Here is a 24,997-nt window from a genome sequence, read left to right as displayed (position 1 = left end):
GTAGAAGGTGCCCTTCTTAACGCCTCTGGGTCGGGAGGGGTCGCGATCATCGCGCGGGCGGGTGGTGCCGATCGGCGGACGGCTCGACTGGTCCCCGGCTGAGCGCGGGTCCGGGGTGAGCGGAGCCCCGGTCAGGGCACCCGGCAGCCGGTGATGAACTCGACGGTGACCGTGCCCTCGCCACTGACCTCGCCGCGCACCGCCACGTAGTTGCCGGCGTCCCAGTAGAACGCCTCCTTCGGGCCGTCGGCGGGCCGCGTCTGGGCGTCGGGCAGCCCGGCCGCGATGTCCTGCACCGTGCCCGGCTCGGCCCCGACAGGGCCGCTGAGCGTGAGCGTACGGGTCGCGTTGACGCCGTCGCGGGCCGCGCTGAGGCGGCAGTCGCGCTCGGCGTAGCCGCGGTCCTGGACCGTCCAGCCCGCCGGGATGCGGGCGGTGACCGTGCCCATCGCCTGCTCGACGGTGGCCTTGGCGTCCGTGAGCGTGGTCTGGTCGCGCAGCGACGGCGGATCGTTGCGGGCCGACCAGATCGCCAGCACCACCAGCAGCAGCGCCCAGGCCGTGACGAGAGCCGTCCACAGCCTGCGGCGGCCGGGCGGCGACTGCGGCTCGGGCTGCGGGGCCGTCTCGGGAGCGGGCGCGTCGATCGTCACGCGCTTCATGGTGTCACGCCCGCGCAGCGCGTTTCACCGCACCGGCCCCCAGGACCGCAGCCATCGGCCACGGCAGGCCGTCCCGAGCGGAGCACAAACGCGGCAGCCGAGCCGGAACATGGGGCGCGGCAGCCGACGGACGACCGAGCCGGACCACGGGCTCCGCCGCGACCAGCCGAGCCCTTACCCTCCCGCACCCGCCCGGGGTGCGCACCGCGGCGATGATCGCTGCTTCGTGTCACAAAGTGCGGCTGGACCGCACCTTCTGACACGAGACGGTGATCAAGACCTTCCAACCCAGCCCCAGACGTTAAGAAGGGCACCTTCTACAACGCATAGCGTTAAGAAGGTGCCCTTCCTTGCCTTGAAGGCAGGCTAGGCGACGGCGAGGGAGACCTCGTTGACGCCGCGGTCGGCGGTGACGGTCGCGTCGCCGTTGCCGAAGCGGGACAGGGCGCGCAGCTGCCAGGTGCCGGGCGCCGCGAAGAAGCGGAACTGGCCCGCCGGCGAGGTCACGACCTCGGCGGTGAACTCGCCGGTGCGGTCGAGCAGGCGGACGTACGCCCCGGCGACCGGGTCACCGCCCGCCGCCTGCACGATGCCGGTGATCACGGTCTCCTTCTCCAGGTCGACGCTGAGCGGCAGTGGGGCGGCCTGGTCGGGTGCGGCGCAGCCGGCCGCGACAGTCGAAGCGGTCTGTGCGGTCATGTTGATCACGCCTTCCCGGGCTCGTCGCCCAGCGCCACCGGCACGCCGACAAGCGAGCCGTACTCGGTCCAGGATCCGTCGTAGTTCTTCACGTTCTTCTTGCCGAGGATCTCCTGCAGCACGAACCAGGTGTGCGAGGAGCGCTCGCCGATGCGGCAGTACGCGATGGTGTCCTTGCTGTCGTCGATGCCGGCCGCGGCGTACAGCTCGGTCAGCTCGGCGTCGGACTTGAAGGTGCCGTCCTCGTTCGCGGCCTTGGACCACGGCACGCTGATCGCGGTCGGGATGTGGCCGGCCCGCTGCGCCTGCTCCTGCGGCAGGTGGGCGGGGGCCAGCAGGCGGCCGGCGTACTCGTCGGGGGAGCGCACGTCGACCAGGTTCTGCACGCCGATCGCCTTGACGGCGTCGTCGCGGAAGGCCCGGATGGACAGGTCCTGGTCCTTGGCGACGTACTGCGTGGCGGGGCGGGAGACCGCGTCCTTGGACAGCGGGCGGGCGTCGAGCTCCCACTTCTTGCGGCCGCCGTCGAGCAGCTTGATGTCGCCGTGGCCGTAGAGCTTGAAGTACCAGTAGGCGTAGGCGGCGAACCAGTTGTTGTTGCCGCCGTACAGCACCACGGTGTCGTCGTTGCCGATGCCGCGCGACGACAGGAGCGCCTCGAACTGCTCCTTGTTCACGAAGTCACGGCGGACCGGGTCCTGCAGGTCCTGGCGCCAGTCCAGCTTGACCGCACCGGCGATGTGGCCGCCGTCGTACGCGGTGGTGTCCTCGTCGACCTCGACGAACACCACGCCGGGTGCGCCGATGTTCTTTTCGGCCCAGTCGGCCGAGACGAGTGCGGAGTCGCGACTCATGGATGGTCTCCCTTGGGATATGTCTGATGTCGTAAACGTCTGGTGTGGTGACGCCACGGGGAGCACGAGCGGGAGAAACAAAAACGCCGCCGCGTACGGGTCCACAGGGGGTTCACCGGGTACATGGCGACGGCGGCAGCTGACTGGCGGGGATGGCCGGCTCAGCGGTGAGCGGCTGAATGCGAGTCAGGTTGAGGCTGCTGGACGATCACAAAGCGCGATCGGGTGCGCGTTATTGTGCCGCCGTCAGAGGACGGGGCAACACAGGCACGTGGCCACGCGGCACAGGTCGACCGCGCGCCGCTTGGTAAGCAGCGGACTCATAGTTGGTGACCCTACCAGCACGGTCCTCATTTCGGGAATGTGTCGTCCACCATCCGGGATCGGCCGCCCGGATGGTGATCCGCTTCCGTGCTGGTCAGGCAAGCTGCACATCGGTGGCGGCGAATGCCACCTGGAGGCCGGTCTGCTCGGTGGTGACGTTGCTCAGCTTGAGCTCGAACGGCAGGTTGGGCGGGCGCAGCGTCACCGCGAGCCGGTCCTTGTACGCGTCGATGATCGATTGCCGGATGGAGCCGGCGACCCCGCGCAGCTCGGTCACCCGCAGCCGCACCCGGCCGCCGTCCACGACGGTCACCTCGGCCTTGCCGCTGACCCTGCCGATCAGCGGCACGTTGCCGCTGACCTCGACGATCCGGTCGCCCGCGGACGTCAGCGTGATGCCGGACAGACCGCTGGCCTTGACGAGGTCGGCGTAGGACACCGTGGCCACGCCCTCGACCCGGGCCGCCACCGGCCGCGCCGTGTCGTTCATCAGCTCCTTGAGCGGCGCCTCGACGTCGAACGCGGAGACCGTGAGCAGCGGCAGGGGCAGGTCGCCGCCCTTGAGATCGCGCATGGTCAGCTCGATCTCGTCGTACCGGCCCGCGGCGACCTGGGTGAGGAACGGGACGCCCTTGATCTCGACCTCGGGCGGCGTGGACGTGATGCCCTGGCTCTGCATCCGCGCGGCGATCCGATCCGCGATCTCCCGCTCGGCGTAGTGCACGCCGACCCGGTCCGCCACGGCGAGCAGGATCCCGAGGACGACCAGCAGCACCGCGGTGATCATGAGGAACTTCCTCATGCGGGCACCAGGAAGGCCACGCTGATCACGTACGCGACCGGCGCGGCGAGCGCGAAGCCCGCCAGCGGGCCCTGCATGTGCCGGGCCAGCCACATGGTCGGCGCCTCGCCGGCCAGCTCGCGGCCCGCCTCGGCGAAGCCGATGGTCAGGTCGGCCAGCACCGCGGCGCCCGCGGCGGCCATGCCCACCAGGGCGGCCTCGTGCGGGGTGAACGCGACCAGGTAGCGGCCGATGACGGCGGCCGCGGCGGTGCCCAGCATGGCGCCGAGCACGATGCCGGCCGAGCCCCGCGGGACCTGGTCGGCCAGGCGCGGGTACGGCGCCACGACGTCGGTGAGGCGCGCGACGCCCAGGGCGATCGCGCTGGCGATGAGACACACCACGATGGCTTGGGTGCCCACTGGGATGCGAGTCAAAACAATCAATGTGGCGAACGAGACCACGCCCAGCACGATCACGACGGTCGAGGCGAGCGACTCGGAGACCTGCACCCGGCCCTCCGGCCGGATCATCTGGCCGACGATGCCCGCGACCAGGCCCGCCGCGGCGACCGCACCGAGCGGCGCGATCGTGGCGACGTCGGGATAGATCGCCGCGACGTCGGCGGCGAGCGCGGCCAGCACGCCGACCGTGGCGACGACCTTCACCGCCGGCGGGTTCATCGCCATGGTGGTCGCGAAGACGTAGAGCAGCTGCGCGCCGAAGATCACTGCGGCGTACGGCAGCCGCCCGGCGCCCACGCCCGCGGTCTGCGCGCCCATCACCAGCCCGACGCCGAGCAGCAGCGCGAACCCGGCCACGGCCAGCGACAGCAGCCGTCGCACCGGCACGAACTCCAGCTCGGCGCCGTCGTCGAGGAGGTCCTCGTCGTCGTCCTCGGGCTCGGCGGCGCGCCCGCGGCGGCCGCGTTCCTTCACGCTGACCGTGTCCTCCCGGCGGGAGCGCGGGTTGGGTTCGGCCGCGCCGCGGGACGCGGGCACGGGAACGGGCGCAGGACCACGGCCGGCCGGGCCGGGGCCGGGCCGGTGCGGCCCGTCGAACTGGGGGCCGGGTGACCTGCGATTACGGACGCTGTCATCGGGAGGGGAACCGAGCACGCAACGATCGTGCCACCTCACCCCCCAAGAGCGCACCTCACCGGCGGCTGAATGGGGCGAGCTGACCGGCCCTGCTTGCAACAAGCGCGAAAGCTGCTCGAAACATTCGGCAATGCGCAGCCGTGATGAGTGACAAACCTATGAGGTGCTGGTATTTCTATTGTTCTCGACTATGCTTCAGCTTTACCCGCCCGTCAGCGACGCCGGGACCGACGTGAGGCCAGCCACGCCCCCATGTGCTGCTCGCGCGGCCCAGCCGCGAGGACGGAGGCGATCCGTGGAAATCCTGCTCCTGGTCACCGCACGCGCCGGTGAGCCGTCGGCCGTGCTCCCCGCACTCGACCTGCTGCCGCACACCGTGCGCACCGCTCCCCGCGACGTGCGCAACCTGGTGTCGGCCCCCAGCCCGGACGCCGTCCTGGTCGACGCGCGCTCCGAGCTCTCCGATGCCCGCGCCACCTGCCGGATGCTGCACGCCACCGGGATCGGCGTGCCGCTGATCGCGGTCGTCACCGAGGCCGGGCTGGTCGCTATCAACGCCGACTGGGGCGTCGACGACGTGATCCTGGCCGGTGCCGGGCCCGCCGAGGTCGAGGCCCGGCTGCGCCTGTCCGTCGGCCGCCTCACCTCCGCGACCGCCGCCGCCGGCGGCCTGATCCGCGGCGGCGAGCTGACCATCGACCCGGACACCTACGCGGCGAAGCTCAAGGGACGCCCGCTCGACCTCACCTACAAGGAGTTCGAGCTGCTGAAGTTCCTGGCCCAGCACCCGGGCCGGGTGTTCACCCGCGACCAGCTGCTGCGCGAGGTGTGGGGTTACGACTACTTCGGCGGCACCCGCACCGTCGACGTGCACGTGCGGCGCCTGCGCGCCAAGCTCGGCTCGGAGTACGAGGCGATGATCGGCACGGTGCGCCAGGTCGGCTACAAGTTCGTGGTGCCGTCCTCGCGCCAGCAGCTCGCCGACCGCGAGCTGGCCGAGGCCGCCGACCTGCTCGCCGACCTGCCGTCCCGCTGATCCGCACGATCTCTGCTCGGCCCGTGCCCGCGACTCACCGCCGCGGGCACGGGCCGTTCCCTCATGTGACGCGGGTCCGCCCGCCGTGTGAGCGCGATCCGTTTTAATCCCCGGCGGCTACGCTGGCGCCATGATCGGGCATGCCGAGCGGCGCGACCGGCTGACACCGGACGAGGTCGCCGCCGTCGCCGAGCTGGCGCGCGCGGCCGGGGACACCGACGGGGCGTACCCCCTGTCCGAACACACCGTGCTGCACCTGCGGCACGGTGGCGACGCCCCCGCGGTGCACCTGGTGGTGCGCACGCCCGACGGCGAGCTGGCCGGCTACGCGCACGTCGACACCACCGACGCGGTGGACGGACCGTCCGCGGAGCTGGTGGTGCACCCGCTGCGGCGCCGCCACGGACTGGGCCGCGCCCTGGTCACCGCGGCCATCGCGGCGGCGGCCGAGGCGGATCCGGCGGGCCGGCTGCGGCTGTGGGCACACGGCGACCACCCGTCGGCCAGCGCGCTGGCCCTGTCGCTGGGCTTCCGGCGGGCGCGGGTGCTGTGGCAGATGCGCCGTTCCCTGTTCGCCGAGGTGCCCCAGCCCGAGCTGCCGGACGGGGTGGCGCTGCGGCCGTTCCGGCCGGGCGTGGACGACGAGCCGTGGCTGGCGCTGAACGCGCGCGCCTTCGCCGACCATCCCGAGCAGGGCCGGTGGACGCTGCGCGACCTGCGGGTGCGGATGGCCGAGCCGTGGTTCGATCCGGACGGCTTCCTGCTCGCCGAGCGCGACGGCGCGCTGGCCGGGTTCCACTGGACCAAGGTGCACGGCGAGCTGCGCCGCGATGCCGAGGCAGGCGGGCGCACCCATCACCACGACCCGATCGGCGAGGTCTACGTGCTCGGCGTGGACCCGTCGGCGCACGGCTCCGGCCTGGGCCGGGCGCTGACCGCGGCCGGGCTGCGGCATCTGCGGGCCCGCGGGCTGGACCAGGTGATGCTGTACGTCGACGAGTCCAACACCGCGGCCACCGCGCTGTACCAGCGGCTCGGCTTCGCCCGCTGGTCGACCGACGTGCTGTTCCAGCGGAGCTGAAACCGCCTCTTCCGCGCCGCTGTGAGATCCATCACCATCTAGGCATGGCCACCGCCGCCCCGCCGCCCGCGCCCGCCGATTTCGTGGAGTACGCGGCCCGGCGGCTGCGGCCGCTGGCGTACGCCGCGCGGCAGCTGCACGGCGACGACGCGTCGGCCGAGGCGCTGGCCCGGGAACTGCTCGTCCTGGTCGCGCTGCGCTGGACCCGGCTGCGGGCCGCCGACGAGGAGTATCACGCCGAGCCCGGCGCCGCCGCCGACCGTTACCTGCACCGGCTGTTCGAGCGCGAGGCACGCGACGCGGCGCCGCGCCACCGGGTGCGGCTCGACCTGGACCGGACCCCGGCGGAGCGGTGGGACGGCCTCGCCGCCGACCCGGCGGACGAGGCCGGCGCGTTGTGGACGCGGGGCCGGGCGCTGGTGCGGCGCCGCCTGCTGCTGGCCGGTGGGATCGCCGGAGCAGCCCTGGCCGCGGCCGGGATCCGGGAGTGGTCCCGGCGGGGCGGGACGGACGAGTTCACCGTGCGGCCGTTCCCGTCCCCACGGTCCGTGTCGCCGAGTGTCGTGATCGACGTGCCCGGGGTGGAGCGGCTGCCGGACGCGGGGGAGCAGGCCAGGGCGCCGCGCGCGCTGGTCGACCGGCTGCCGCGCGAACTCGTGCCGCCCACGGCGCCGGAGTCGCTGCCCACGCTCAGCGAGCGGCCGGTCGGGCAGGCGCTGGCCCTGCTGGTGCCGGACCGGTCGGCGTACGTGCTGGCGCTGGGGCGCGACGGGAGCTGGTGCCGGGTCGACTCGGTGGAGGAGCGGGTGGGCGCCCGGCTGGAGGAGGGCTCGCTGTCGCCGGACGGCTCGTACGCCGCGTTCACCGAGACCGCCGGGGTGCGGGTGGTCGACCTGGCGACCGGCCGGGCCCGCTCCTACCCGCGCGGGCCGCTGGCCATGAGCTGGGTGGCGCCCGGCCTCCTGCTGCTGGGGGTGGACGCGCTGATGGACGTGGCCACGGGCCGCCTGCTGCCGGTGCCGCTGGACGCGCGCGACGTGGCGGCCGTACGCCGTGCGCCGGGCCCCGAGCGCCCGGAGGCGCTGGTCGAGGTGCTGTCGGGGGACGCCTCCGGCGGACCTGCCGTGCTGCGCCGGACCGACCTGGCCACCCGCCGCAGGCGCAGCTTCGTGATCACCGGCGACGGCGCAAGGCACCTGGGTCCGTTCCTGGGCGCCGGGTTCACGGTCGCGGGCACGGGGGGTCTGGTCGCCCGCCGCTGCATACCGCACGACCTGATGGCCGGGGCCGCCGTGGCCGTGCTGGAGCCGGGCACGGGCGCGCTGCGCCGGGTGCTGGCCGTCGACGAGGCGGTGGCCGGCGAGCTGCGCCTGCTGGGCTGGCTGGACCGGCGGCGGCTGCTGCTGAGCTGCACCGGCGGGCAGGGCGTGCCGCCGGGCCTGTGGCGCCGGGTGCTGGCCTGGGACCTGCGCGACGGGCGGCTGGGCCTGGTCGCGACGGCCCCCGGCACCGGCGCGCTGTCCCTGGCCGACCTGGCCGGCGCGGTGTGAGCCCGTTCACTTCCCGGCCACACCCTGCTGCGCGGTCCGTCACCGCCGCTGTTTTGCCTGTTCACCCTGAGTTCACCTGAGACGGGAGAGCCGTCCACCTGCGGCGTGCAATGTCGGGGTCAGGCCGGCGACGGCCGAATCCCTGACTAGGAAGGCACCCCTGAAGTGAACCGTAACGTGCTCTCTCGGCGCGTGCTTGCGGGCGTTGCTATCGCCGCGCTCGCTCTGGCCGGTTGCTCCTCGAAGGAGGACCCGGCGACCGACCCGTCGGCCGGCGCCGGCTCCGGTCTGGCGGCTCTGTCCGGTGAGCTCAAGGCTTCCGGCGCGAGCTTCCCGAACACGTACTACCAGGAGGTCATCACCTCCCTGAAGGACGAGGCCCCGAACCTGAAGGTCACCTACAACTCGGTGGGCTCGGGCACGGGTAAGAAGGAGTTCGGCTCCGGCCTGACCGACTTCGCCGGCTCCGACAGCACGGTCAAGGACACCGACGGCGTTCCGGCGGGCACCTTCCTCTACGTGCCGACCGTGGCCGCGCCGATCACCATCTCGTACAACCTCAAGGGCGTGGACAACCTCCAGCTGAGCGCGGACACCCTGGCCAAGATCTTCCAGCGGGAGATCAAGACCTGGAACGCGCCGGAGATCGCCGCCGACAACCCGGGCGTGACCCTGCCCGCCACCGCCATCTCCGTGGCGCACCGGGCCGACGGCTCGGGCACCACCAACAACTTCACGAAGTACCTGGCCGCCGCCGCGCCGACCACCTGGAAGCTCGGCAGCGGCGACACCGTGGCGTGGCCCGCCGACACCCAGGGCGGCCAGAAGAACACCGGTGTGGCCCAGCTGATCCAGGCCGCCGACGGCGGCATCGGCTACGTCGACCTCGCCGACGCGACCGACGGCAAGCTGACCTTCGCCGCGATCAAGAACAAGGACGGCAAGTTCGTCAAGCCGACGCTGGAGGGCGCCACCGCCGCGCTCGCCGGTGCCGAGATCAAGGACGACCTGACCTTCAACCCGCTGAACGCGGCCGGCGCCGACAGCTACCCGATCACCGCGCCGACCTACCTGCTGGTGAAGACCACCTACACCGACGCCAAGCAGAAGGAACTGGTCAAGGCGTTCGTGACCTACCTGCTGAAGGACACGAAGGACCTGGCCGCGGAGCTGCACTACGCGCCGCTGCCGGCCGAGCTGCAGACCAAGGCGCTCGCCCAGCTGGACAAGATCAGCTGAAGCTGATCTGACCTGAGCACGACCGGTGCGGCGGGTCCACCCGGATCCGCCGCACCGGCCTCAGCAGGCCACCCCTCGGAGTAGAGATGACTGTGGTTGACAAATCCGCTCAGCTGACCCGGAAGGACCGCGGCCGCCACGCCGACCGGCTCTTCTGGGCCGTCTGCGTGTTCGCGGGCCTCGCGGTGCTGATCATTCTGGCGCTGATCCTGGTCACGACGGTGAACGAGGCTTTCCCCGCGTTCTCCGCCGACTTCTTCACCAGCACCGACTGGATCCCGAACGACCCGGACGGCGACGGCCCGCGCGGCCCCGTCTACGGCACGCTCGCCTTCCTGTACGGCACGCTGGTGGTGTCGGCGATCGCCGTGGTGGTGGCCGTGCCGGTGTCGATCGGCATCGCGCTGTTCCTGACCGAGCTCGCCCCGCCGAAGCTGCGCGCCACCATCGTGACGCTGATCGACATGCTGGCCGCGGTGCCCTCCGTGGTCTTCGGCCTGTGGGGCATCCTGGTCCTGGCGCCCGCCATCGCGCCGGTCTACCAGGGGATCCACGATGTCGTGGGCGGGGTGCCGGTGCTGGGCTCGCTGTTCGGCGAGCCGCGAAGCAGCGGCCGGACCTTCATGACCGCGGGCCTCATCCTCGCCGTCATGATCATCCCGATCATCACGTCCATCTCGCGGGAGGTCTTCGCGACCGTCCCCGACTCCGACAAGCAGGCGGCCTGGGCGCTGGGCGCCACCCGCTGGGAGATGATCAAGGGCGCGGTGCTGCCGCACAGCTTCGGCGGCGTGGTCGGCGCGGTCATCCTCGGCCTCGGCCGGGCCATGGGCGAGACCATCGCGGTCGCCCTGGTCATCGGCAGCTCCGTGCAGATCACCGCGAACCTGTTCGAGAGCGGGTACGCGCTGCCGGCCATCATCGTCGACCAGTGGGGCGAGTCCACCGGTGACTTCCGGGCGGCCCTGATCGGCATGGGCGTGGTCCTGTTCATCATCACCGTCCTGATCAACCTCCTGGCCCGGGTCGTCGTGCGGCGCGCGGAGATCCGGATGAAGGGAGCCTCGGCATGACCACCACCACCACCGCCGCCCGTCCGGCCTCGTCCGCGCCCGCCCCGGCGGACCTGCGGCGCTCCGCGCTGCCGCTGCGCCGACGGCTGACCGACGGCTTCGCCAAGGGGCTCATGGTGCTGGCCCTGCTGGTCGCCCTGGTGCCGCTGGGCCTGGTCATCTACAAGGTGATCGAGGCCGGCGCCGGGGTGATGAGCCTGGACTTCCTGGTCGACGACATCCCCAACTCGGCCCGCCGGGCCGGTGGCGGCATGGGCCCCGCCGTGGCCGGCACCCTGATCATCACCGGCGCCGCGGCCGCCATGTCGATCCCGCTCGGCGTGCTCGGCGCGATCTACCTCAACGAGTACGGCAAGCAGAACGCGCTGGCCCGGCTCATCCGGACCATGGCCGACGTGATGACCGGCGTCCCGTCGGTGGTCATGGGCCTGTTCGTGTACGTGTCGTACGTGCTCCTGGTCAAGGAGCAGTCCGGCTTCGCGGCGGCCCTCGCGCTCGGCTGCCTCATGCTGCCGATCATCATCCGCAGCACCGAGGAGATGCTCCGGCTCGTCCCGGACGAGCTGCGCCAGGCCAGCGCCGCGCTCGGCGCCCGGCGCTGGAAGACCACGGTGTCCGTGGTGCTGCCGGCCGCCATCTCGGGCATCGTCAGCGGCATCATGCTGGCGATCGCCCGTGCCGCGGGTGAGACCGCGCCGGTGGTGCTGGTCGCGGGCACCGCGTTCGTCAGCAACTGGAGCCTGTCCGGCGACAACACCACGCTCGCCGCACAGATCTTCAAGAACGCGGGCGAGTTCTTCCCGGCCGCGCAGGGCCGTGCCTGGGGCGCGGCGCTCACGCTGATGGCGATCGTCCTCGTGTTCACCGTCGCCGCCCGCCTGATCTCCAGCCGCTTCGCCATCAAGGAACGTTGAGGATGACCATGAGCACCGACTTCAACCTGTCCACCCTCATCCCGGGAGCCGCGCCCACCATGCCCGCCGTTTCCGCACCGCCGGTGATGCAGCTGGAGAACGTCAGCGTCTTCTACGGCAACTACGAGGCCGTCCGCGGCACCACGATGGCGATCCGCGAGCACCAGATCACGGCCCTGATCGGCCCGTCGGGCTGCGGCAAGAGCACCGTGCTGCGCTCGCTGAACCGCATGAACGACCTCGTCAACGGCGCCCGCGTCGCCGGGAAGGTCACCTTCCACGGGCAGGACCTCTACGCCGCCGACGTGGACCCGATCCAGGTGCGCCGCCGGATCGGCATGGTGTTCCAGAAGCCGAACCCGTTCCCGAAGTCCATCTACGAGAACGTGGCCTACGGCCTGAAGATCAACGGCATCAAGGACAACATGGACGACCGCGTCGAGCAGGCGCTGCGCGGCGCGGCCCTGTGGGACGAGGTCAAGGGCAAGCTGAAGTCCAGCGGCCTGGCCCTGTCCGGCGGCCAGCAGCAGCGGCTCTGCATCGCGCGCGCGATCGCGGTCAAGCCCGAGGTGATCCTGATGGACGAGCCGTGCTCGGCGCTCGACCCGATCGCCACCGGCAAGATCGAGGATCTGATGCACGACCTCGCGGGGACGTACACCATCGTGATCGTCACCCACAACATGCAGCAGGCGGCCCGGGTCAGCCACCACACCGCGTTCTTCACCGCGGAGCTGGACGAGGCCGGCGTCCGTCACGGCCGCCTGGTCGAGTTCAACGACACCGGCCGCATCTTCACCAACCCGGGCGACAAGCGCACCGAGGACTACATCACCGGCCGCTTCGGCTGAGCCCCGGTCACATCGTCGAAGCTCCCGCTCTGCACTGACAGCAGGGCGGGAGCTTCGCGCTTCGGTCAGAGGGCGGGCATGTAGGCGGTGGAGACGTCGCGGGGGGCGGTGAGCATGTCCGAGACCGTCGGGTATGCCGCCAGCCCGCGCAGCGTGACCAGCGTCGGCGGGAGCATCGGCAGCTCGCCCGCGGCGTTCTCGGCGACGGCCTGCTCGGGAGTGACCCAGCGGGCCCGGTCGGCCTCGAACTCGGGCAGCGCGGCGTCCTGACCGTCCGGCATCGCCGCCAGGAAGAACCACGTGTCGAAGCGGCGCGGCTCGAACACCGGCGTCAGCCAGCGGTCCCACGGGGTGAGCGCGGCGGGCAGCAGCGTCACCCCGGTCTCCTCCTCGATCTCGCGCACGGCGGCGTCCGCCGGGGTCTCCCCGGGCTCCAGCGAGCCGCCGGGGAACGCCCACATGCCGCCGAAGGCCATCGCCCGCATCCGCCGGATCAGGAACACGGTGCGGTCCGGCCGGATCAGCACCACGGTCGACGCCTCGCGGGGCACGGCCGGCTCCTGTCCCGACTCCGCGAACTCGCGGGCCAGCTGCTCGAAGCGGGCCCGCTGCTCCGGCGGCAGCAGGTCGAACGGGTTACTCGACATGTACCAGCACCGCCTGTCCCTGGCCGACGCCGATGCAGGCCGCCGCGATGCCGTAGCCGCCGCCCCGGGCACGCAGCGTGTGGCACAGGTCCACGATCACGCGCGGCGCGGACGCGCCCAGCGGGTGGCCGTACGCGATCGCGCCGCCGTCGGCGTTGACCAGCTCGGGGTCGATCTCGGGCAGCTCGTGCAGGCAGCTGAGCACCATCGCCGCGAACGCCTCGTTGATCTCCCACGCGGCGATGTCGCCGAAGCCCAGGCCGGCCTTGGCCAGCAGCGCCCGGATCGCGGGCACCGGGCCGGTGGAGAAGCGCTCCGGCGAGACGCCCGCGACGGTGCTCGCCACGATCCGGCCCAGCGGCGTCACGCCGAGCCGCTCGACGGCGGCGGCGGAGCCGATCAGGGCCGTGGCGGCGCCGTCGTTGACGGGGGAGGAGTTGCCCGCGGTCACCGCGCCGTCCGGGGTGAACGCCGGGCGCAGTCTGGCCAGGGCGGCGGCGCTGGTGTCGGCGCGCACCGACTCGTCCCGGGTCACCCCGGCGACCTCCACGACCCGGTCGTCGAAGCGGCCCTGCGCCCACGCGGCGGCGGCCCGCTGGTGCGACCGCAGCGCCCAGGCGTCCTGCGCCTCGCGCCCGATGCCGAACTCGGCGGCGACCTGCTGCGCGGCGACGCCGAGCGGCACCGTCCAGTCGTCGGGGAACAGCGGGTTGACCATGCGCCAGCCGAGCTGCGTGTTCCACAGCCTCGCCTCGCCGGGGAACGCGACATCGGGCTTGGCCATGACGAACGGAGCGCGGCTCATGCTCTCCACGCCGCCCGCGACGACCAGGTCCAGGTCCCCTGCGCGTACGCCGCGCGCGGCCTGCACGATCGACTCCGCGCCGGAGGCGCACAGCCGGTTCACGGTCACCCCGGGCACCGTCACCGGCAGCCCGGCCAGCAGCGCCGCCATGCGGGCCACGTTGCGGTTGTCCTCGCCCGCGCCGTTGGCGTCGCCGAGGATGACGTCCTCGATCTGCGCCAGGTCCAGCTCGGGGTGCCTCTTGAGCAGCGCGACGAGCGGGGCGGCGGCGAGGTCGTCGGTGCGTACGCCGGACAGCCCGCCCTTGTGCCGGCCGAACGGGGTGCGGACCGCGTCGATGAGATACGCCTGCGTGGTCATGCTCCGCAGGCTACGTCAACTGAGGGATCGTTCAGTAACCCAGGTTGGTGAAGCCGAGGTAGCCGCGCAGCTTCTCCGTGTGCGGCGAGGCGGGCAGCGCGGTGCCGTCGATGCTGCGCAGCTCGGCCACCCCGCGCACGCTGGACAGCAGCCACACGCCGTCGGCCGCGGCCAGCTCGGCCGGGGTGACCATCCGCTCGGCGGCGGTCAGGCCCAGGTCGGCCGCGTTGTCGAGCAGGTGGCGGGCGGTGGTGCCGGGCAGGATGCCGGTCGTCTCCACGGGCACCGTGTTCAGCACGTCGCCGGTCCGCCAGACGAGGGTCGAGGTCGGGCCCTCCAGCGCGTAGCCGTCCTCGGACACCCACAGCGCGTCGTCGACGCCCTGCGCCAGCACCCAGCGCTGCGAGGCCATGTTGATCGCATACGACAGCGACTTGACGCCGCCGAGCAGCCACGGCGCGGCGGTACGCGCCCCCGCGGGGTAACCCAGCGAGATGGTGGCCACGGCGATGCCGTCGCGGCGGGCGGCCAGCGTCGCGGCGCCGATCGGGTTGACGGTGGCGAAGCAGGTCACCGGGCCGCCGGTGGCCGCGGCCGCCTCCGCGCCGCGCGTGCACACCAGGCGCAGCGCGCCCTCGACGTCCGCGGGCCACTGCGCGGCGGCCAGCGCGGCCAGCTCGCGCAGCGCGTCCTCGGCGGGAAGGGCCAGGTCCATGCGCGCGGCCGAGCGGGCCATCCGGGCCAGGTGCTCGTCCAGCAGCCACGGGGCGGCGCCGCCGCGGCCGTCGGGGCGTACGTGCATGGTCTCGAAGACCCCGTCGCCGCGCAGCACGCCGAGGTCGTCGGCACGGAGCACGGGAGTGTCGGCCGGCACCACGCCACGGCCCTGGACCACGAGAACAGGCTGCACCACGGCCGGAATGGTACGCGTCCCCACCAGGGGGTTAGGAAGGGCACCTTCTACTACGGATAACGATAAGAAGGTGCCCTTCCTTACTTCGGAGGGGGATCGGGGCGCGAACTATGATCGGACGATGCCCGAACAAGGCTCCGCCGAGCTGGCCGATCTGCTGCGTGATCGCGGTCTGCGGCTCACCCCCCAGCGGCAACTGGTGCTCGACGCGGTGCGCCAGCTCGTCCACGCCACGCCCGAGCAGGTGCACGCGGCCGTGTGCGAGGTCGCCTCGGGGGTGAACATCACGACCGTCTACCGGACCCTGGAGCTGCTGGAGGAGCTCGGGCTGGTGACGCACGTACACCTGTCGCACGGCGCGCCGACGTATCACGACGCGGCCGTGGTGCAGCACGTGCACCTGGTGTGCCGCAGCTGCGACACGGTGACCGAGCTGGAGCAGAGCGAGCTGGCCCCGCTCGCCGAGCGGCTGCTGAGCACGCGCGGCTTCCGGATGGACATCGGGCACGTGGCGCTGTTCGGACTGTGCGGAGGATGTGCGTGATGGGTACGCCGGTGCTGGTCGGTCACTTCGACCCCGATTCCCCGGACGCGCCGGTCGCGGCGCACCACGGCGACCCGCTGCGCGAGCAGCGCACCCTGCTCACCGCGGCCGGGCTGGTGGACCGCTCGCACCGCGGGGTGCTGGCGCTGACCGGCCCCGAGCGGCTGAGCTTCCTGCACAACCTCACCACCCAGCACCTCACCGACCTCGCCGACGGGCAGGGCACCCGCACGCTGGTGCTGTCCCCGCACGGGCACATCGAGCACGAGCTGTGGGTGACCGAGCTGGACGGCACCCTGTGGGTCGACGTCGAACCCGGCACGAGCGACGCCGTGGTCGGCTTCCTGACCAAGATGCGGTTCTTCACCCAGGTGGAGATCAAGCCTGCCGAGTACGCGATCCACAGCCTGGTCGGGCCTGCCGCGCTCGCCGCCGTGGGACGTCTCGGCGTGGCCGTGCCCGCCGAGCCGGACGTGCTGCCGGTGCCGGAGCCGAAGTTCCACACCGGCGCCGTGCCGCCCCGCCCCACCACGGTCTACGCGGTCGCCCCGCTGCCCGGCGGCGGGTTCGTGCGGCGGCACGCGCTCGGTGACGTGCCGGTGCTGGACCTCGTGCTGCCGCGCGAGAGCGCCGAGCAGACCCTCGCCGCGCTGGAGCTGCCCCCGGCCGGGCTGTGGGCGTACGAGGCGCTGCGGGCGGCCGCCAGGCAGGCGCGGGTCGGCATCGACACCGACCACCGCACGCTGCCGTCCGAGGTCGAGCTGACGGCCGCCGCGGTGCACCTGGAGAAGGGCTGCTACCGGGGCCAGGAGACGGTGGCCCGGGTGCACCACCTCGGCCGGCCGCCGCGCGCGCTGCGCCTGCTGCACCTGGACGGCATCGCCACGGACGAACTCCCGGCGCGTGGCACCGAGATCACGGCCGACGGCCGTACCGTCGGATTCGTCGGCACCGCGGCCCGCCACGCGGAACTCGGGCCGATCGCCCTGGCCGTCCTCAAGCGCAATATTTCCGGCGACACCCCCCTCACTGCGGGAGAATCCACGGCCGCTATCGACCCTGACTGAAAATATGACAGGATGCGCCCATGACGAACGGCACTCTGATCACCGTCGCGCCCACCGGCGCGGAATCCGCCAAGGCTGACGTCCCGGCCCTGCCGGTGACGCTCGACGAGCTGGTCGCGACCGCGAAGGAGTGCGAGGCCGTCGGGGCGAGCGTGATCCACGTGCACATCCGCGACGAGGACGCCCAGCCCAGCCTGGACCCGATCCGGCTGCGGGAGACCGTCGCGGCGCTGCGGTCGAGCACCGACCTGATCGTGCAGCTGTCGTCCGGCGGTTCGGTGCACGACCCCGAGTCGGCCCGCCTGGCCGTGCTCGACGCCGGTCCCGACATGGCCAGCTGCACCATGGGCACGGTCAACTTCGGCGACGACGTGTTCATGAACCGCTGGGAGTTCATCGTCGACCTGCACACCCGCATGCAGGAGCGCGGCGTCGTGCCCGAGTACGAGATCTTCGACCTCGGCCAGCTGTGGTCCCTGCAGCGCCTGCTCGACAAGTACGGCCTGCCCGCCGGGGGCCACGTGCACGTCGACTTCGTCATGAACGTGCCGGGCGGCATGCCGGGCACCGCCGCCGCGCTCGTCGCCTGCCAGCAGGCCCTGCGCGAGCTGCCCGAGGGCACCACGTTCTCGGCCACCGGCATCGGCCGGGCCACCCTGCCGGTGCTGCTCACCTCGCTCGGCGCGGGCGGCCACCTGCGCGTCGGCATGGAGGACACGGTCACCTACGCCAAGGGCCAGCCGGTCGAGTCCAACGCTCAGCTCGTCGCCCGCGCGTCCGCGTTCGCCCGGCTCGCGCAGCGCCCGCCGCTCACCCCGGGTGAGGCACGCAACCTCCTGGGGATCCCCGCGCGCTGAAATGTGAAACCCCGGTAGCGTTCCTTACCATGGGCAAGGTTTACGAGGGCGGCGTGCCGCTCGTCGAGGTGGAACGCAGCGGATTCGTCGAGGGCGGCCACCGCGGGTCGGTGATCGTCCTGGACGCGGCGGGCGCTGCCGTCGCGTCGGCCGGTGACGTCACCGGGCCGATCTTCCCCCGCTCCTCCAACAAGCCCATGCAGGCCATCGGCATGCTGCGCGCCGGGCTGCGCCTGGCCGACCCCGCCGACCTGGCCCTGGTCACGGCCAGCCACTGGGGCGAGGACTTCCACATCTCCCGGGTACGCGCGCTGCTGCGCAGCGGAGGGCTCAGCGAGGCCGCCCTGCGCTGCCCGCCCGACCTGCCGCTCGACGACAACGCGAAGATCGCCACCGGCGGCACCCCGCTGCGCGTCTACATGAACTGCTCCGGCAAGCACTCCGGCATGCTGCTCACCTGCCGCGCCGCCGGCTGGGCCGTCGAGGACTACTTCCAGCCCGACCACCCGCTCCAGCAGCGCCTCAACGAGACCATCGAGGAGTTCGCGGGGGAGTCGGCGGCCGCGATGGGCGTCGACGGGTGCGGCGCGCCGGTGCTCGCCGTGTCGCTGACCGGCCTGGCCACCGCGTTCCGCCGGATCGCCGAAGGGGTGCCCGGTTCGCTGGAGCGCTCCGTCGCCGACGCCATGCGCGCGTACCCCGAACTCGTCAGCGGCACCAACCGGGAGGACGCCCAGCTCATGCGCGCCGTCCCCGGCCTGGTCAGCAAGGTCGGCGCCGAAGGTGTCTGGGCCGCCGCAGTTCCGGGCAAGGGCGCGGTCGCCGTGAAGATCGACGACGGCGCCGCCCGCGCCCGCGGCCCCATCATGATCACCGCCCTGCGCCGCCTCGGCATCGAGGTCGACGCCCCCGCGCTCGCCCACCCCACCCTCCTCGGCGGCGGCCGCAAGGTAGGCGCCCTCCACCCCCTCTGGTAACTCACCCACCCCCGGGCACCCCCGCTGCGCCCACCCGCTGCCCCGCTGCGCTCGCTGCGCCCGCTGCGCCGCGTTGATCATGAACTTAAGTGAGTGTTCGACGGTGTGTCGCGTCCCTAACTTCATGATCGACAGCGGTGCGACGGGCTAGATCGCTGTTTCGTGTCGGAAAGTGGGCCTGCACCGCAGGTTGTGACACGAGATAGCGATCTTCGCCGCGATGGCCGCTGGCGCGGCGGGTCGCAGGCTGGTGAGTTGTGGTGGGATGCAGCGCTAAGGGGTGAATTGCGGCGTGGCGCGGATCGCTAGCTGATTGTTAGCACTATGCTTGCAACTGTTAGCAGTCGTGGGTAGCTTGATGAGCGTGCAGAGTCCCGACATCGGCGCCTTCATCAAGGATCTGCGGGAGAACGCCCGCATCTCCCTGCGGCAGCTGGCCGAGCAGGCCAACATCAGCAACCCGTACCTCAGCCAGATCGAGCGCGGGCTGCGCAAGCCGTCCGCCGAGGTGCTGGCCCAGCTGGCCGCGGCGCTGCGGGTCTCCACCCCGGCCATGTACCTCAAGGCCGGGCTGCTCGGCTCTGACGACCACCAGGGCGTGCCGACCGCGATCGCGGCCGACCCGCTGCTGACGGTCGCGCAGAAACAGTCCCTCACGCAGATCTACGAGACGTTCGTTCGCGAGAACGCACGCGCTGAAGCGGCAGCCGAAGCCGATGCGGCCGCGCCGGCCACCCCGGCCGAGACCGAGGCGACGAAGCCCGCGGTGAAGAAGGCGGTCAAGAAGGCCGTGCGCAAGCAGGCACAGGAGGAACAGTGACCATGACCCAGACGTCGAGCAAGACCGACAGCCGCACCTACCCGAGCGCGTTCTACGCCGCCGCCGGCGTCGGCGACCTGGCGTACGAGCAGCTGCGCAAGCTGCCCGAGCTGGCCGACAAGCTGCGGGTCAAGGCGTCGGAGCTGGCCGACCAGGCCGCCGCGACCGACGTGCCGCAGTGGAAGGCCAAGGCCAACGAGTACGGCGCCTTCGCCACCAGCAAGGCCGCCGAGCTGACCGCGAAGGTCGACGCCGCCGGGATCCGCGACTCGATCGTGTCCGGCACGCAGACCGCCGCGGAGAAGGCGTCGAAGTTCTACGACACGCTGGTCGCCCGGGGCGAGCAGGCGTTCACCGAGCAGCAGGCCGGCACCAAGCCCGCCGCCCCGCAGGCCGAGCCGGCCGCGGCGCCGAAGGCCGAGGCCAAGGCGGACGACGTGCCGCCCGCGGCCAAGCCCGCCGCGAAGAAGCCGCCGCGCGCGGCCAAGTGATCCGTCCCGTCGCGGCGTGCCGATCGAGGTCGGTGCGCCGCGACGAACGTATCCGGCATCGTCAGCGCTGGGATGCCGGGGTCGTGAGGTTCTAAGCTGTCTCCCATGGTCTTCCAGATCGAAGCCTGGATCAAGGTAGTCATGCTGTTCGCGTTCATCGCGCTGCTGCTGTGGGCGTTCGTGGACTGCCTGCTGCGCCGCAAGGACGCGTTCCCGGCGATCGGCACCATGCCGAAGGCGGGCTGGCTCATCGTGCTGCTGGTCGCCATGCTGTTCGTGTGGCTGGCCCAGAGCAGCGAGTTCATCGCGATGGCCGGTGGTGGCCTGGCCGCCTACTACCTGCTCGACGTGCGCCGCGGCCTGCGTGAGGTCGCCGAGGGACACTGGTGACCCCGTGATCAACGACCTGCGCTGGCCGCCCCCGCCGGACGGTTTCCCCCGACGCCTCGGCAAGCCGCGCAACTCCGCCCCCAACACCGGCCGTCCCGCGCCGCCCGCGCTGCCCACCGAGATCGTGGACACCGCGCACGGCGTACAGCTGGAGCGGCTCATCACCGGTGTGGGCACGCCGGTGACGGTGTTCGCGCACGGCCTCGGCCACGGCATCGCCGAGACCCGGCCGCTGGGCAGCGCGGTCGCGGGCAAGCGGGTGTTCTTCCAGTTCCGTGGGCATGGCGAGTCGAGTTCCCCTCGCGGCGCCTGGGACTACGGCGATCTGGCCCGCGACCTGCGCGCGATCGCCGACATGAGCGGGGCTACCCGGGCGCTCGGGGTCAGCCTGGGTGCCGGGGCGCTGTGCCGGCTGCTGGCCGAGACGCCCGACCGGTTCGAGAAGGTCGTCATGTTCCTGCCCGCGGTGCTGGACCGGCCGCGGCCCGAGGCCGCCCGGCGGCGGCTGGTCAACCTGCTGGAGGCGATCAACAGCGGCGACCTGCCGACCGTGGCCAACGCCGTGGTCGAGGAGATCCCGCCGTCGGCCCGCAACGGCGCGTCCGGCTGGGCGTACGTGCGCCAGCGCCTCAACACGCTGATGAACACCGGTCTGAGCAGCGGCCTGCTGACCCTGCCCGACCAGGTGCCGGTGCCCGACGTGGGCCTGCTGCGCGACGTCAGCGCGCAGGTGCTGGTGATCGGCTGCATCGGCGACGACCTGCACCCGTCGTCGGTCGCCGAGCAGCTCGCCGCGGTCCTGCCGGACGTGCGGCTGCACATCTACAACCGCCCGGCCGTGCTCTGGCACGAGCGCGCCGACCTGCGGGAACGGATCTCGGCCTTCTTGAACGGTTGACCGGGCCGCTAGGCTGCCGGTTCGTGGCAGGTCACGCGGTCTCAGAGTTCTTCCTCGGCGTACGGCTGCTCGGGCGGGGCATCCGCCGCTACGTACGCAGCCCGAAGCTCGTCATGCTCGGGCTCATCCCGGCAGTGCTCAGCCTGCTGCTCTTCATCGGCCTGTTCTGGGCGCTGTTCTACTTCATCGAGGACGTATCCGAGGCGGCGACCTGGTTCGCCGACGACTGGCCCACCGACCTGCGCTCGGCGGCCCGCCTGTTCGCCGGGATCGCCATCGTCGGGGCGAGCGGGCTGCTCGCGGTGGTGTCGTACACGGCGGTGACGCTGCTGATCGGCGACCCGTTCTACGAGGCCATCGGCGAGGCCGTCGAGGAGGACTTCGGCGGCGTGCCCGACGCCGTCGACCTGCCCTGGTACAAGGAGCTGCGGCGCAGTGTGTTCGACGCGCTGCGGCTGCTGCTGGTGTCGGCGATGATCGCGATCCCGCTGTTCGCGGGCGGTTTCATCCCGGTGGTGGGGCAGACGGTGATCCCGGTGATCGGCGCTTTCGTGGGCGGCTGGTTCCTGTCGCTGGAACTCGTCGCGGTCGCGTTCAACCGGCGCGGCCTGCGGCTGCCCGACCGGCGGGTGGCCCTGCGCAAGCACCGGCCGCTGGCGCTGGGGTTCGGCGTCGCGGTGTTCTGCTGTTTCCTGATCCCGCTCGGCGCGGTCCTGATCATGCCGGCCGCGGTCGCGGGCGGCACCCTGCTGGCGCGCCGCTCCCTCGGCCTGCCCATCAAATGAGGTAGCCCACGTGTCCACCCACCCCTCGCCCGCACCCACGGGCGGCCAGACCGCCACGCCCGCCACGACGGGTGATCAGGCGTCCACGCCCGCCCCGGCAGGCGGCGAGCCCGCCTCGGGGCCCGTCCCGGCGGACAGCACGTCGACCGAGGCCGGCCGTTCCTCGCCGCCGCAGCCGGTCGGCTGGCATGCGATCACGCTGGTCGCGCTGCTGTTCGCGCTGACGGTGCAGCTGCTCCGGGCGAGCGGGCCGCTGCTCGATCAGGTGGCCGGGCCGGTCGGCATCGTGAACGCGGCGCTGATCGCGCTGGCGATCTTCGCCCTGCCGGGGCTGCTGCTGGTGTGGCTCGGCCGCCGGGCCGCCGCGCCGGGCGCGCTGCCGTCGCACCTCGTGCCGGGGGTGTGCGTCACCGGGGCGCTGTGGGTCGCGGGGAACCTGTTCGGGCACAACCTGCCGCTGACCGCCGCGGGCGCCGTGGCCGGCCTGGTCACCCTGGCCTTCGCGGTGCGGCAGGCGGGCGGTCCGGTGACCGCCGCGGTGGGCCTGCTGGCCGGGGGAGCACTCGACCTCGCCGTACGGTCGGTCACGGTGACCTGGGATCCGCTCTGGGGCGGTGGGATCTGGCGGGGCGGAGAGGCATGGATCCGGCCCTTCAGCACGGTCGGCGCGGTCGTGGCCCTCGTGCTCGCGGTGCGTGTTTCGGCAGCCCGGCCCGCTCCGGCCGGCACGGCCGGCGGCCGCGTCTGGGCGCTGGGCGGATACCTCGCGCTGTGGACGACGACGCTGGGCAACCCGGCCTTCGCCGCGTCCCAGTCGGGCGTCGCGTTGCAGCTGTGCCTGATCGTGCTGATCGGCACCCTCGTGGTCGCGGTCGAGCTGGTGCGCCGGCTCACGCTGGCCGGGGGCACGAACGCGGTCCCGGAGCCGGATCACTGGATCGCGGGCTCGGCGGCGCTGGCCGGGCTGGCGGGCGGGCTCGCGCTGGCCTGGTGGGGCAGCGGGCCGGTGGTGCTGCTCGGCCTCGTGCTCGCACAGCTCTCCGCGGCGGTGGCGGTCGCGCGGGCGCTGGCCTCGCCGAGCGACCGGGGGGTGTGGGCGTACGGGCTGGTCTGGGTGCTGCCCGTGCTGCTCTTCCAGGTGCACTACGACATGCCGCTGCCGTTCGGCAACCGTTGGCTGCTGATCGTGCTCGCCGTGCTCGTCGGGCTCGCCGGGATGGGCCGCCGTCCGGATCACCCCGGCGGCTGGCGCGTGGACCTGCGCGGGCTGGCAGCCCGCCCGGCTCCGGTCGCCGGGGCCGTCGCGCTGGCGCTGGCCGTACCGCTGCTGATGCACCTGACCCGGCCCGACGACGGGACGGTGACCGTGAGCCCGACCGGCGTCACCGTGCTGAGCTGGAACGTCAAGTACGGCCGGGATGACGCGACCGGCCAGGCGGATCCGGACCGGCTCGCGAAGGTGATCCGGGCCCTGGACCCGGACGTGGTGGTGCTTCAGGAGGTCAGCCGGGGCTGGGCCATCGGCGGCGGGGTGGACGTCGCCGAGTACCTGTCCCGCGAGCTGCGCATGCCGTTCTGGTGGTCGCCCGCGGCCGACGGGCAGTTCGGCAACCTGCTGCTGACCCGGCTACCGGTCAGCGACGTGCGCACCGGCCGGTTGCCCTACGGGCAGGGGCCGATGCACCGCTCCTACCTGAAGGCAACGGTGCAGCTGGCCTTCGGGAGATCCATGGACGTGGTCACCGCGCACCTGACGCACCGCAAGCCGAACACGCCGACCCGCCTGGCGCAGATCGACACACTGCTCGACCAGGCCGACCGGGCCCGGCCGACGGTGGTGGCGGGCGACTTCAACTTCTGGCCGAGCTGGCCGGAGACGCGCTCGTTCACGAACGCGGGCTGGACCTCGGCGCAGGACGTGACCGGCCACGGCGACGCCTGGACCTCCCCCACGGACCAGCCCACCAACCGGGTGGACTGGGTCTTCGGCTCCCCGGCGGTGGCCTTCACCGACTTCCGGGTTGTCACCGGGATCACCACCGCCGCCAGCGACCACTTCCCGGTCCTCGCCACCGTCGCCCTCCGCGTCCCTTGACCCGCCCGTCCTCAAGCCGCTGGCGCGGCCGCAGTTTCGGGGAAAGTGCACGAAGCGGCACGCAATACCCGCACTTTCCCCGAAACTGCGTCTGGCCGTTCGCGGACGGCCCGGCGTTGGGGGGTGTGGGTTAAGAAGGGCACCTTCCTCTACGCATAGCGTTAAGAAGGTGCCCTTCCTTTCTTAGGTGGTGCCGCGGATGACGAGTTCGGTGGGGAGGATGACGCTGTCGGCGATGTCCTCGCCGGCGGCCAGGCGGAGCAGCTGGCGGGCCATTTCGCGGCCCTGGCCGACGATGGGCTGGCGGACCGTGCTCAGGGGCGGCTCGGTGTAGCGGGCCAGCGCGATGTCGTCGAAGCCGATCACGGCCACGTCGTCGGGCACGCGGCGGCCCGCGGCCTGGAGGGCCTGGAGGGCGCCGTGGGCCATCAAATCGGAGGCGACGAAGACGGCGTCCAGGTCGGGGTCGTCCTCCAGGAGCTGGCGCATGGCGACCGCGCCCGAGTCGCGGGTGAAGTCGCCGACCGCCACGATCGAGCGCCGATCCGAGCCGCGCAGCTCCTCGCGGTAGCCGGTGAGCCGGTCGATGCCGGCCACCATGTCCTGCGGCCCGGCGATGGTGGCGATCCGGGTGCGGCCGGTCTCCAGCAGGTGGCGTACGGCCGTGCGCGCCCCGGTGACGTTGTCGACCTCGACGTACGGCACGCGCACCTGGCTGAGTGGGCGGCCACCGCAGAGCACGGGGATGCCCATCCGGGCCAGCGTGCCGGGCAGCGGGTCGGCGCCGTGCATGGAGGCGATCAGCACGCCGTCGATGTGCCGGGCCAGCGCGTAGCGCTCGATCCGGTCGTGGCTGGCCTGGGAGCCCGCCACCATCAGCACCAGCTGCTTGTCCGCCGAGTCCAGCTCCTGGCTGACGCCCCGGATGATGCCGGGGAAGAACTGGTCGTCGGAGAACACCCGGGACGGGCTCTCCGGCAGGATCAGCGCGAACGAGTCGGTGCGCTGGGTGACCAGGCTGCGCGCGGCCTGGTTGGGCACGTAACCCAGCTCGTCGATGGCGCGGCGCACGGCGGCGCGGATCGACTCGGCGACCGTGGGGGAGTCGTTCACCACGCGCGAGACGGTGGCCCGGGACACGCCCGCCCGCTGCGCGACCTGTTCGAGGGTCGGTCGGGGCATCG

27 protein-coding genes are annotated in these 24,997 nt (G+C 72.4%); 17 read left to right on the top strand and 10 right to left on the bottom strand.

Features of this window, described 5'->3' with window-relative positions; translation table 11 throughout:
- Positions 1-131: 131 nt before the first annotated feature.
- The 6 genes from Cba03nite_RS04520 to Cba03nite_RS04500 all read right to left on the bottom strand — a co-directional run bounded on the left by Cba03nite_RS04520 (position 132) and on the right by Cba03nite_RS04500 (position 4,321).
- The gene (locus tag Cba03nite_RS04520; protein WP_203742062.1) at positions 132-653 is read right to left on the bottom strand and encodes a hypothetical protein; all 522 of its coding nucleotides are present in this window, start codon (positions 651-653) and stop codon (positions 132-134) included.
- A gap of 375 nt (positions 654-1,028) precedes the next feature.
- Complete coding sequence (locus Cba03nite_RS04515) at positions 1,029-1,361, bottom strand: DUF1416 domain-containing protein (RefSeq protein ID WP_203742060.1); 333 nt, start codon at positions 1,359-1,361, stop codon at positions 1,029-1,031.
- 5 nt (positions 1,362-1,366) lie between these two features.
- Positions 1,367-2,215: a sulfurtransferase gene (locus Cba03nite_RS04510; protein ID WP_203742058.1), complete on the bottom strand. Its 849-nt coding sequence runs from the start codon at positions 2,213-2,215 to the stop codon at positions 1,367-1,369.
- A gap of 246 nt (positions 2,216-2,461) precedes the next feature.
- Entirely contained in the window at positions 2,462-2,539 is a 78-nt protein-coding gene (locus Cba03nite_RS40575; protein WP_330164811.1) for an Ms5788A family Cys-rich leader peptide, read from the bottom strand.
- Between the two features lie 94 nt (positions 2,540-2,633).
- Complete coding sequence (locus tag Cba03nite_RS04505) at positions 2,634-3,341, bottom strand: LmeA family phospholipid-binding protein (RefSeq protein WP_203742056.1); 708 nt, start codon at positions 3,339-3,341, stop codon at positions 2,634-2,636.
- Complete coding sequence (locus Cba03nite_RS04500; protein ID WP_239125451.1) at positions 3,338-4,321, bottom strand: hypothetical protein; 984 nt, start codon at positions 4,319-4,321, stop codon at positions 3,338-3,340. Before Cba03nite_RS04500 ends, Cba03nite_RS04505 begins: the two co-directional genes overlap by 4 nt.
- Positions 4,322-4,715: 394 nt before the next feature.
- On the opposite strand from Cba03nite_RS04500, the gene Cba03nite_RS04495 reads away from it, so the two are divergent.
- The 7 genes from Cba03nite_RS04495 (at position 4,716) to pstB (ending at position 12,164) form a co-directional block, all read left to right on the top strand.
- Positions 4,716-5,456 (top strand): winged helix-turn-helix transcriptional regulator, encoded by a 741-nt coding sequence (locus Cba03nite_RS04495; protein WP_203742054.1) that lies wholly within the window; start codon positions 4,716-4,718, stop codon positions 5,454-5,456.
- Between the two features lie 130 nt (positions 5,457-5,586).
- Positions 5,587-6,537 (top strand): mycothiol synthase, encoded by a 951-nt coding sequence (gene mshD, locus Cba03nite_RS04490; RefSeq protein WP_203742052.1) that lies wholly within the window; start codon positions 5,587-5,589, stop codon positions 6,535-6,537.
- Between the two features lie 44 nt (positions 6,538-6,581).
- Entirely contained in the window at positions 6,582-8,087 is a 1,506-nt protein-coding gene (locus Cba03nite_RS04485) for a hypothetical protein (protein ID WP_203742050.1), read from the top strand.
- A gap of 192 nt (positions 8,088-8,279) precedes the next feature.
- Positions 8,280-9,326 carry a phosphate ABC transporter substrate-binding protein PstS gene (pstS, locus tag Cba03nite_RS04480; RefSeq protein WP_239125450.1) on the top strand — a complete coding sequence of 349 codons (1,047 nt, stop codon included), beginning with the start codon at positions 8,280-8,282 and terminating at the stop codon, positions 9,324-9,326.
- An 86-nt stretch (positions 9,327-9,412) separates the two neighbouring features.
- The gene (gene pstC / locus Cba03nite_RS04475; RefSeq protein ID WP_203742046.1) at positions 9,413-10,399 is read left to right on the top strand and encodes a phosphate ABC transporter permease subunit PstC; all 987 of its coding nucleotides are present in this window, start codon (positions 9,413-9,415) and stop codon (positions 10,397-10,399) included.
- Positions 10,396-11,313 (top strand): phosphate ABC transporter permease PstA, encoded by a 918-nt coding sequence (gene pstA, locus Cba03nite_RS04470; protein WP_203742044.1) that lies wholly within the window; start codon positions 10,396-10,398, stop codon positions 11,311-11,313. The genes pstC and pstA overlap by 4 nt, the downstream gene beginning before the upstream one ends.
- Before the next feature lie 59 nt (positions 11,314-11,372).
- Positions 11,373-12,164: a phosphate ABC transporter ATP-binding protein PstB gene (gene pstB, locus Cba03nite_RS04465; protein ID WP_239125462.1), complete on the top strand. Its 792-nt coding sequence runs from the start codon at positions 11,373-11,375 to the stop codon at positions 12,162-12,164.
- A gap of 65 nt (positions 12,165-12,229) precedes the next feature.
- Here the strand turns inward: pstB and Cba03nite_RS04460 are convergent, their stop codons facing one another.
- Genes Cba03nite_RS04460 through Cba03nite_RS04450 form a run of 3 tightly spaced genes read right to left on the bottom strand, consistent with a single transcriptional unit; the run spans position 12,230 to position 14,889 of the window.
- The gene (locus Cba03nite_RS04460) at positions 12,230-12,811 is read right to left on the bottom strand and encodes an NUDIX hydrolase (protein WP_203742040.1); all 582 of its coding nucleotides are present in this window, start codon (positions 12,809-12,811) and stop codon (positions 12,230-12,232) included.
- A complete protein-coding gene (locus tag Cba03nite_RS04455; RefSeq protein ID WP_203742038.1) occupies positions 12,801-13,976 on the bottom strand; it encodes a thiolase family protein in 1,176 nt (391 codons plus the stop codon). The genes Cba03nite_RS04460 and Cba03nite_RS04455 overlap by 11 nt, the downstream gene beginning before the upstream one ends.
- 31 nt (positions 13,977-14,007) lie before the next feature.
- Complete coding sequence (locus Cba03nite_RS04450) at positions 14,008-14,889, bottom strand: aminotransferase class IV (protein ID WP_239125449.1); 882 nt, start codon at positions 14,887-14,889, stop codon at positions 14,008-14,010.
- A gap of 121 nt (positions 14,890-15,010) precedes the next feature.
- On the opposite strand from Cba03nite_RS04450, the gene Cba03nite_RS04445 reads away from it, so the two are divergent.
- The 10 genes from Cba03nite_RS04445 to Cba03nite_RS04400 all read left to right on the top strand — a co-directional run bounded on the left by Cba03nite_RS04445 (position 15,011) and on the right by Cba03nite_RS04400 (position 23,813).
- Entirely contained in the window at positions 15,011-15,433 is a 423-nt protein-coding gene (locus Cba03nite_RS04445; RefSeq protein ID WP_203742036.1) for a Fur family transcriptional regulator, read from the top strand.
- Complete coding sequence (gene ygfZ, locus Cba03nite_RS04440; protein ID WP_203742035.1) at positions 15,433-16,500, top strand: CAF17-like 4Fe-4S cluster assembly/insertion protein YgfZ; 1,068 nt, start codon at positions 15,433-15,435, stop codon at positions 16,498-16,500. The genes Cba03nite_RS04445 and ygfZ overlap by 1 nt, the downstream gene beginning before the upstream one ends.
- A gap of 20 nt (positions 16,501-16,520) precedes the next feature.
- Positions 16,521-17,357: a beta-keto acid cleavage family enzyme gene (locus Cba03nite_RS04435; RefSeq protein WP_203742033.1), complete on the top strand. Its 837-nt coding sequence runs from the start codon at positions 16,521-16,523 to the stop codon at positions 17,355-17,357.
- Positions 17,358-17,386: 29 nt separating this feature from the next.
- Positions 17,387-18,334: an asparaginase gene (locus Cba03nite_RS04430; protein WP_203742031.1), complete on the top strand. Its 948-nt coding sequence runs from the start codon at positions 17,387-17,389 to the stop codon at positions 18,332-18,334.
- 358 nt (positions 18,335-18,692) lie between these two features.
- Entirely contained in the window at positions 18,693-19,154 is a 462-nt protein-coding gene (locus Cba03nite_RS04425; RefSeq protein WP_373315723.1) for a helix-turn-helix domain-containing protein, read from the top strand.
- Positions 19,151-19,645 carry a hypothetical protein gene (locus Cba03nite_RS04420; protein WP_203742029.1) on the top strand — a complete coding sequence of 165 codons (495 nt, stop codon included), beginning with the start codon at positions 19,151-19,153 and terminating at the stop codon, positions 19,643-19,645. Before Cba03nite_RS04425 ends, Cba03nite_RS04420 begins: the two co-directional genes overlap by 4 nt.
- 105 nt (positions 19,646-19,750) lie before the next feature.
- Positions 19,751-20,035: a DUF2516 family protein gene (locus Cba03nite_RS04415; protein ID WP_203742027.1), complete on the top strand. Its 285-nt coding sequence runs from the start codon at positions 19,751-19,753 to the stop codon at positions 20,033-20,035.
- 7 nt (positions 20,036-20,042) lie between these two features.
- Positions 20,043-20,933 (top strand): alpha/beta fold hydrolase, encoded by an 891-nt coding sequence (locus tag Cba03nite_RS04410; RefSeq protein ID WP_203742149.1) that lies wholly within the window; start codon positions 20,043-20,045, stop codon positions 20,931-20,933.
- A 23-nt stretch (positions 20,934-20,956) separates the two neighbouring features.
- Positions 20,957-21,718, top strand: coding sequence for an EI24 domain-containing protein (locus Cba03nite_RS04405; RefSeq protein ID WP_239125447.1), 762 nt, complete (start codon positions 20,957-20,959; stop codon positions 21,716-21,718).
- A 10-nt stretch (positions 21,719-21,728) separates the two neighbouring features.
- Complete coding sequence (locus Cba03nite_RS04400; protein ID WP_203742025.1) at positions 21,729-23,813, top strand: endonuclease/exonuclease/phosphatase family protein; 2,085 nt, start codon at positions 21,729-21,731, stop codon at positions 23,811-23,813.
- A 183-nt stretch (positions 23,814-23,996) separates the two neighbouring features.
- On the opposite strand, the gene Cba03nite_RS04395 is transcribed toward Cba03nite_RS04400, so the two are convergent.
- A complete protein-coding gene (locus Cba03nite_RS04395) occupies positions 23,997-24,995 on the bottom strand; it encodes a LacI family DNA-binding transcriptional regulator (RefSeq protein WP_203742017.1) in 999 nt (332 codons plus the stop codon).
- Positions 24,996-24,997 lie beyond the last annotated feature (2 nt).

Source organism: Catellatospora bangladeshensis (assembly GCF_016862575.1).
Classification (GTDB): Bacteria; Actinomycetota; Actinomycetes; order Mycobacteriales; family Micromonosporaceae; genus Catellatospora; species Catellatospora bangladeshensis.
This window is presented reverse-complemented; position numbering and strand designations above follow the sequence as displayed.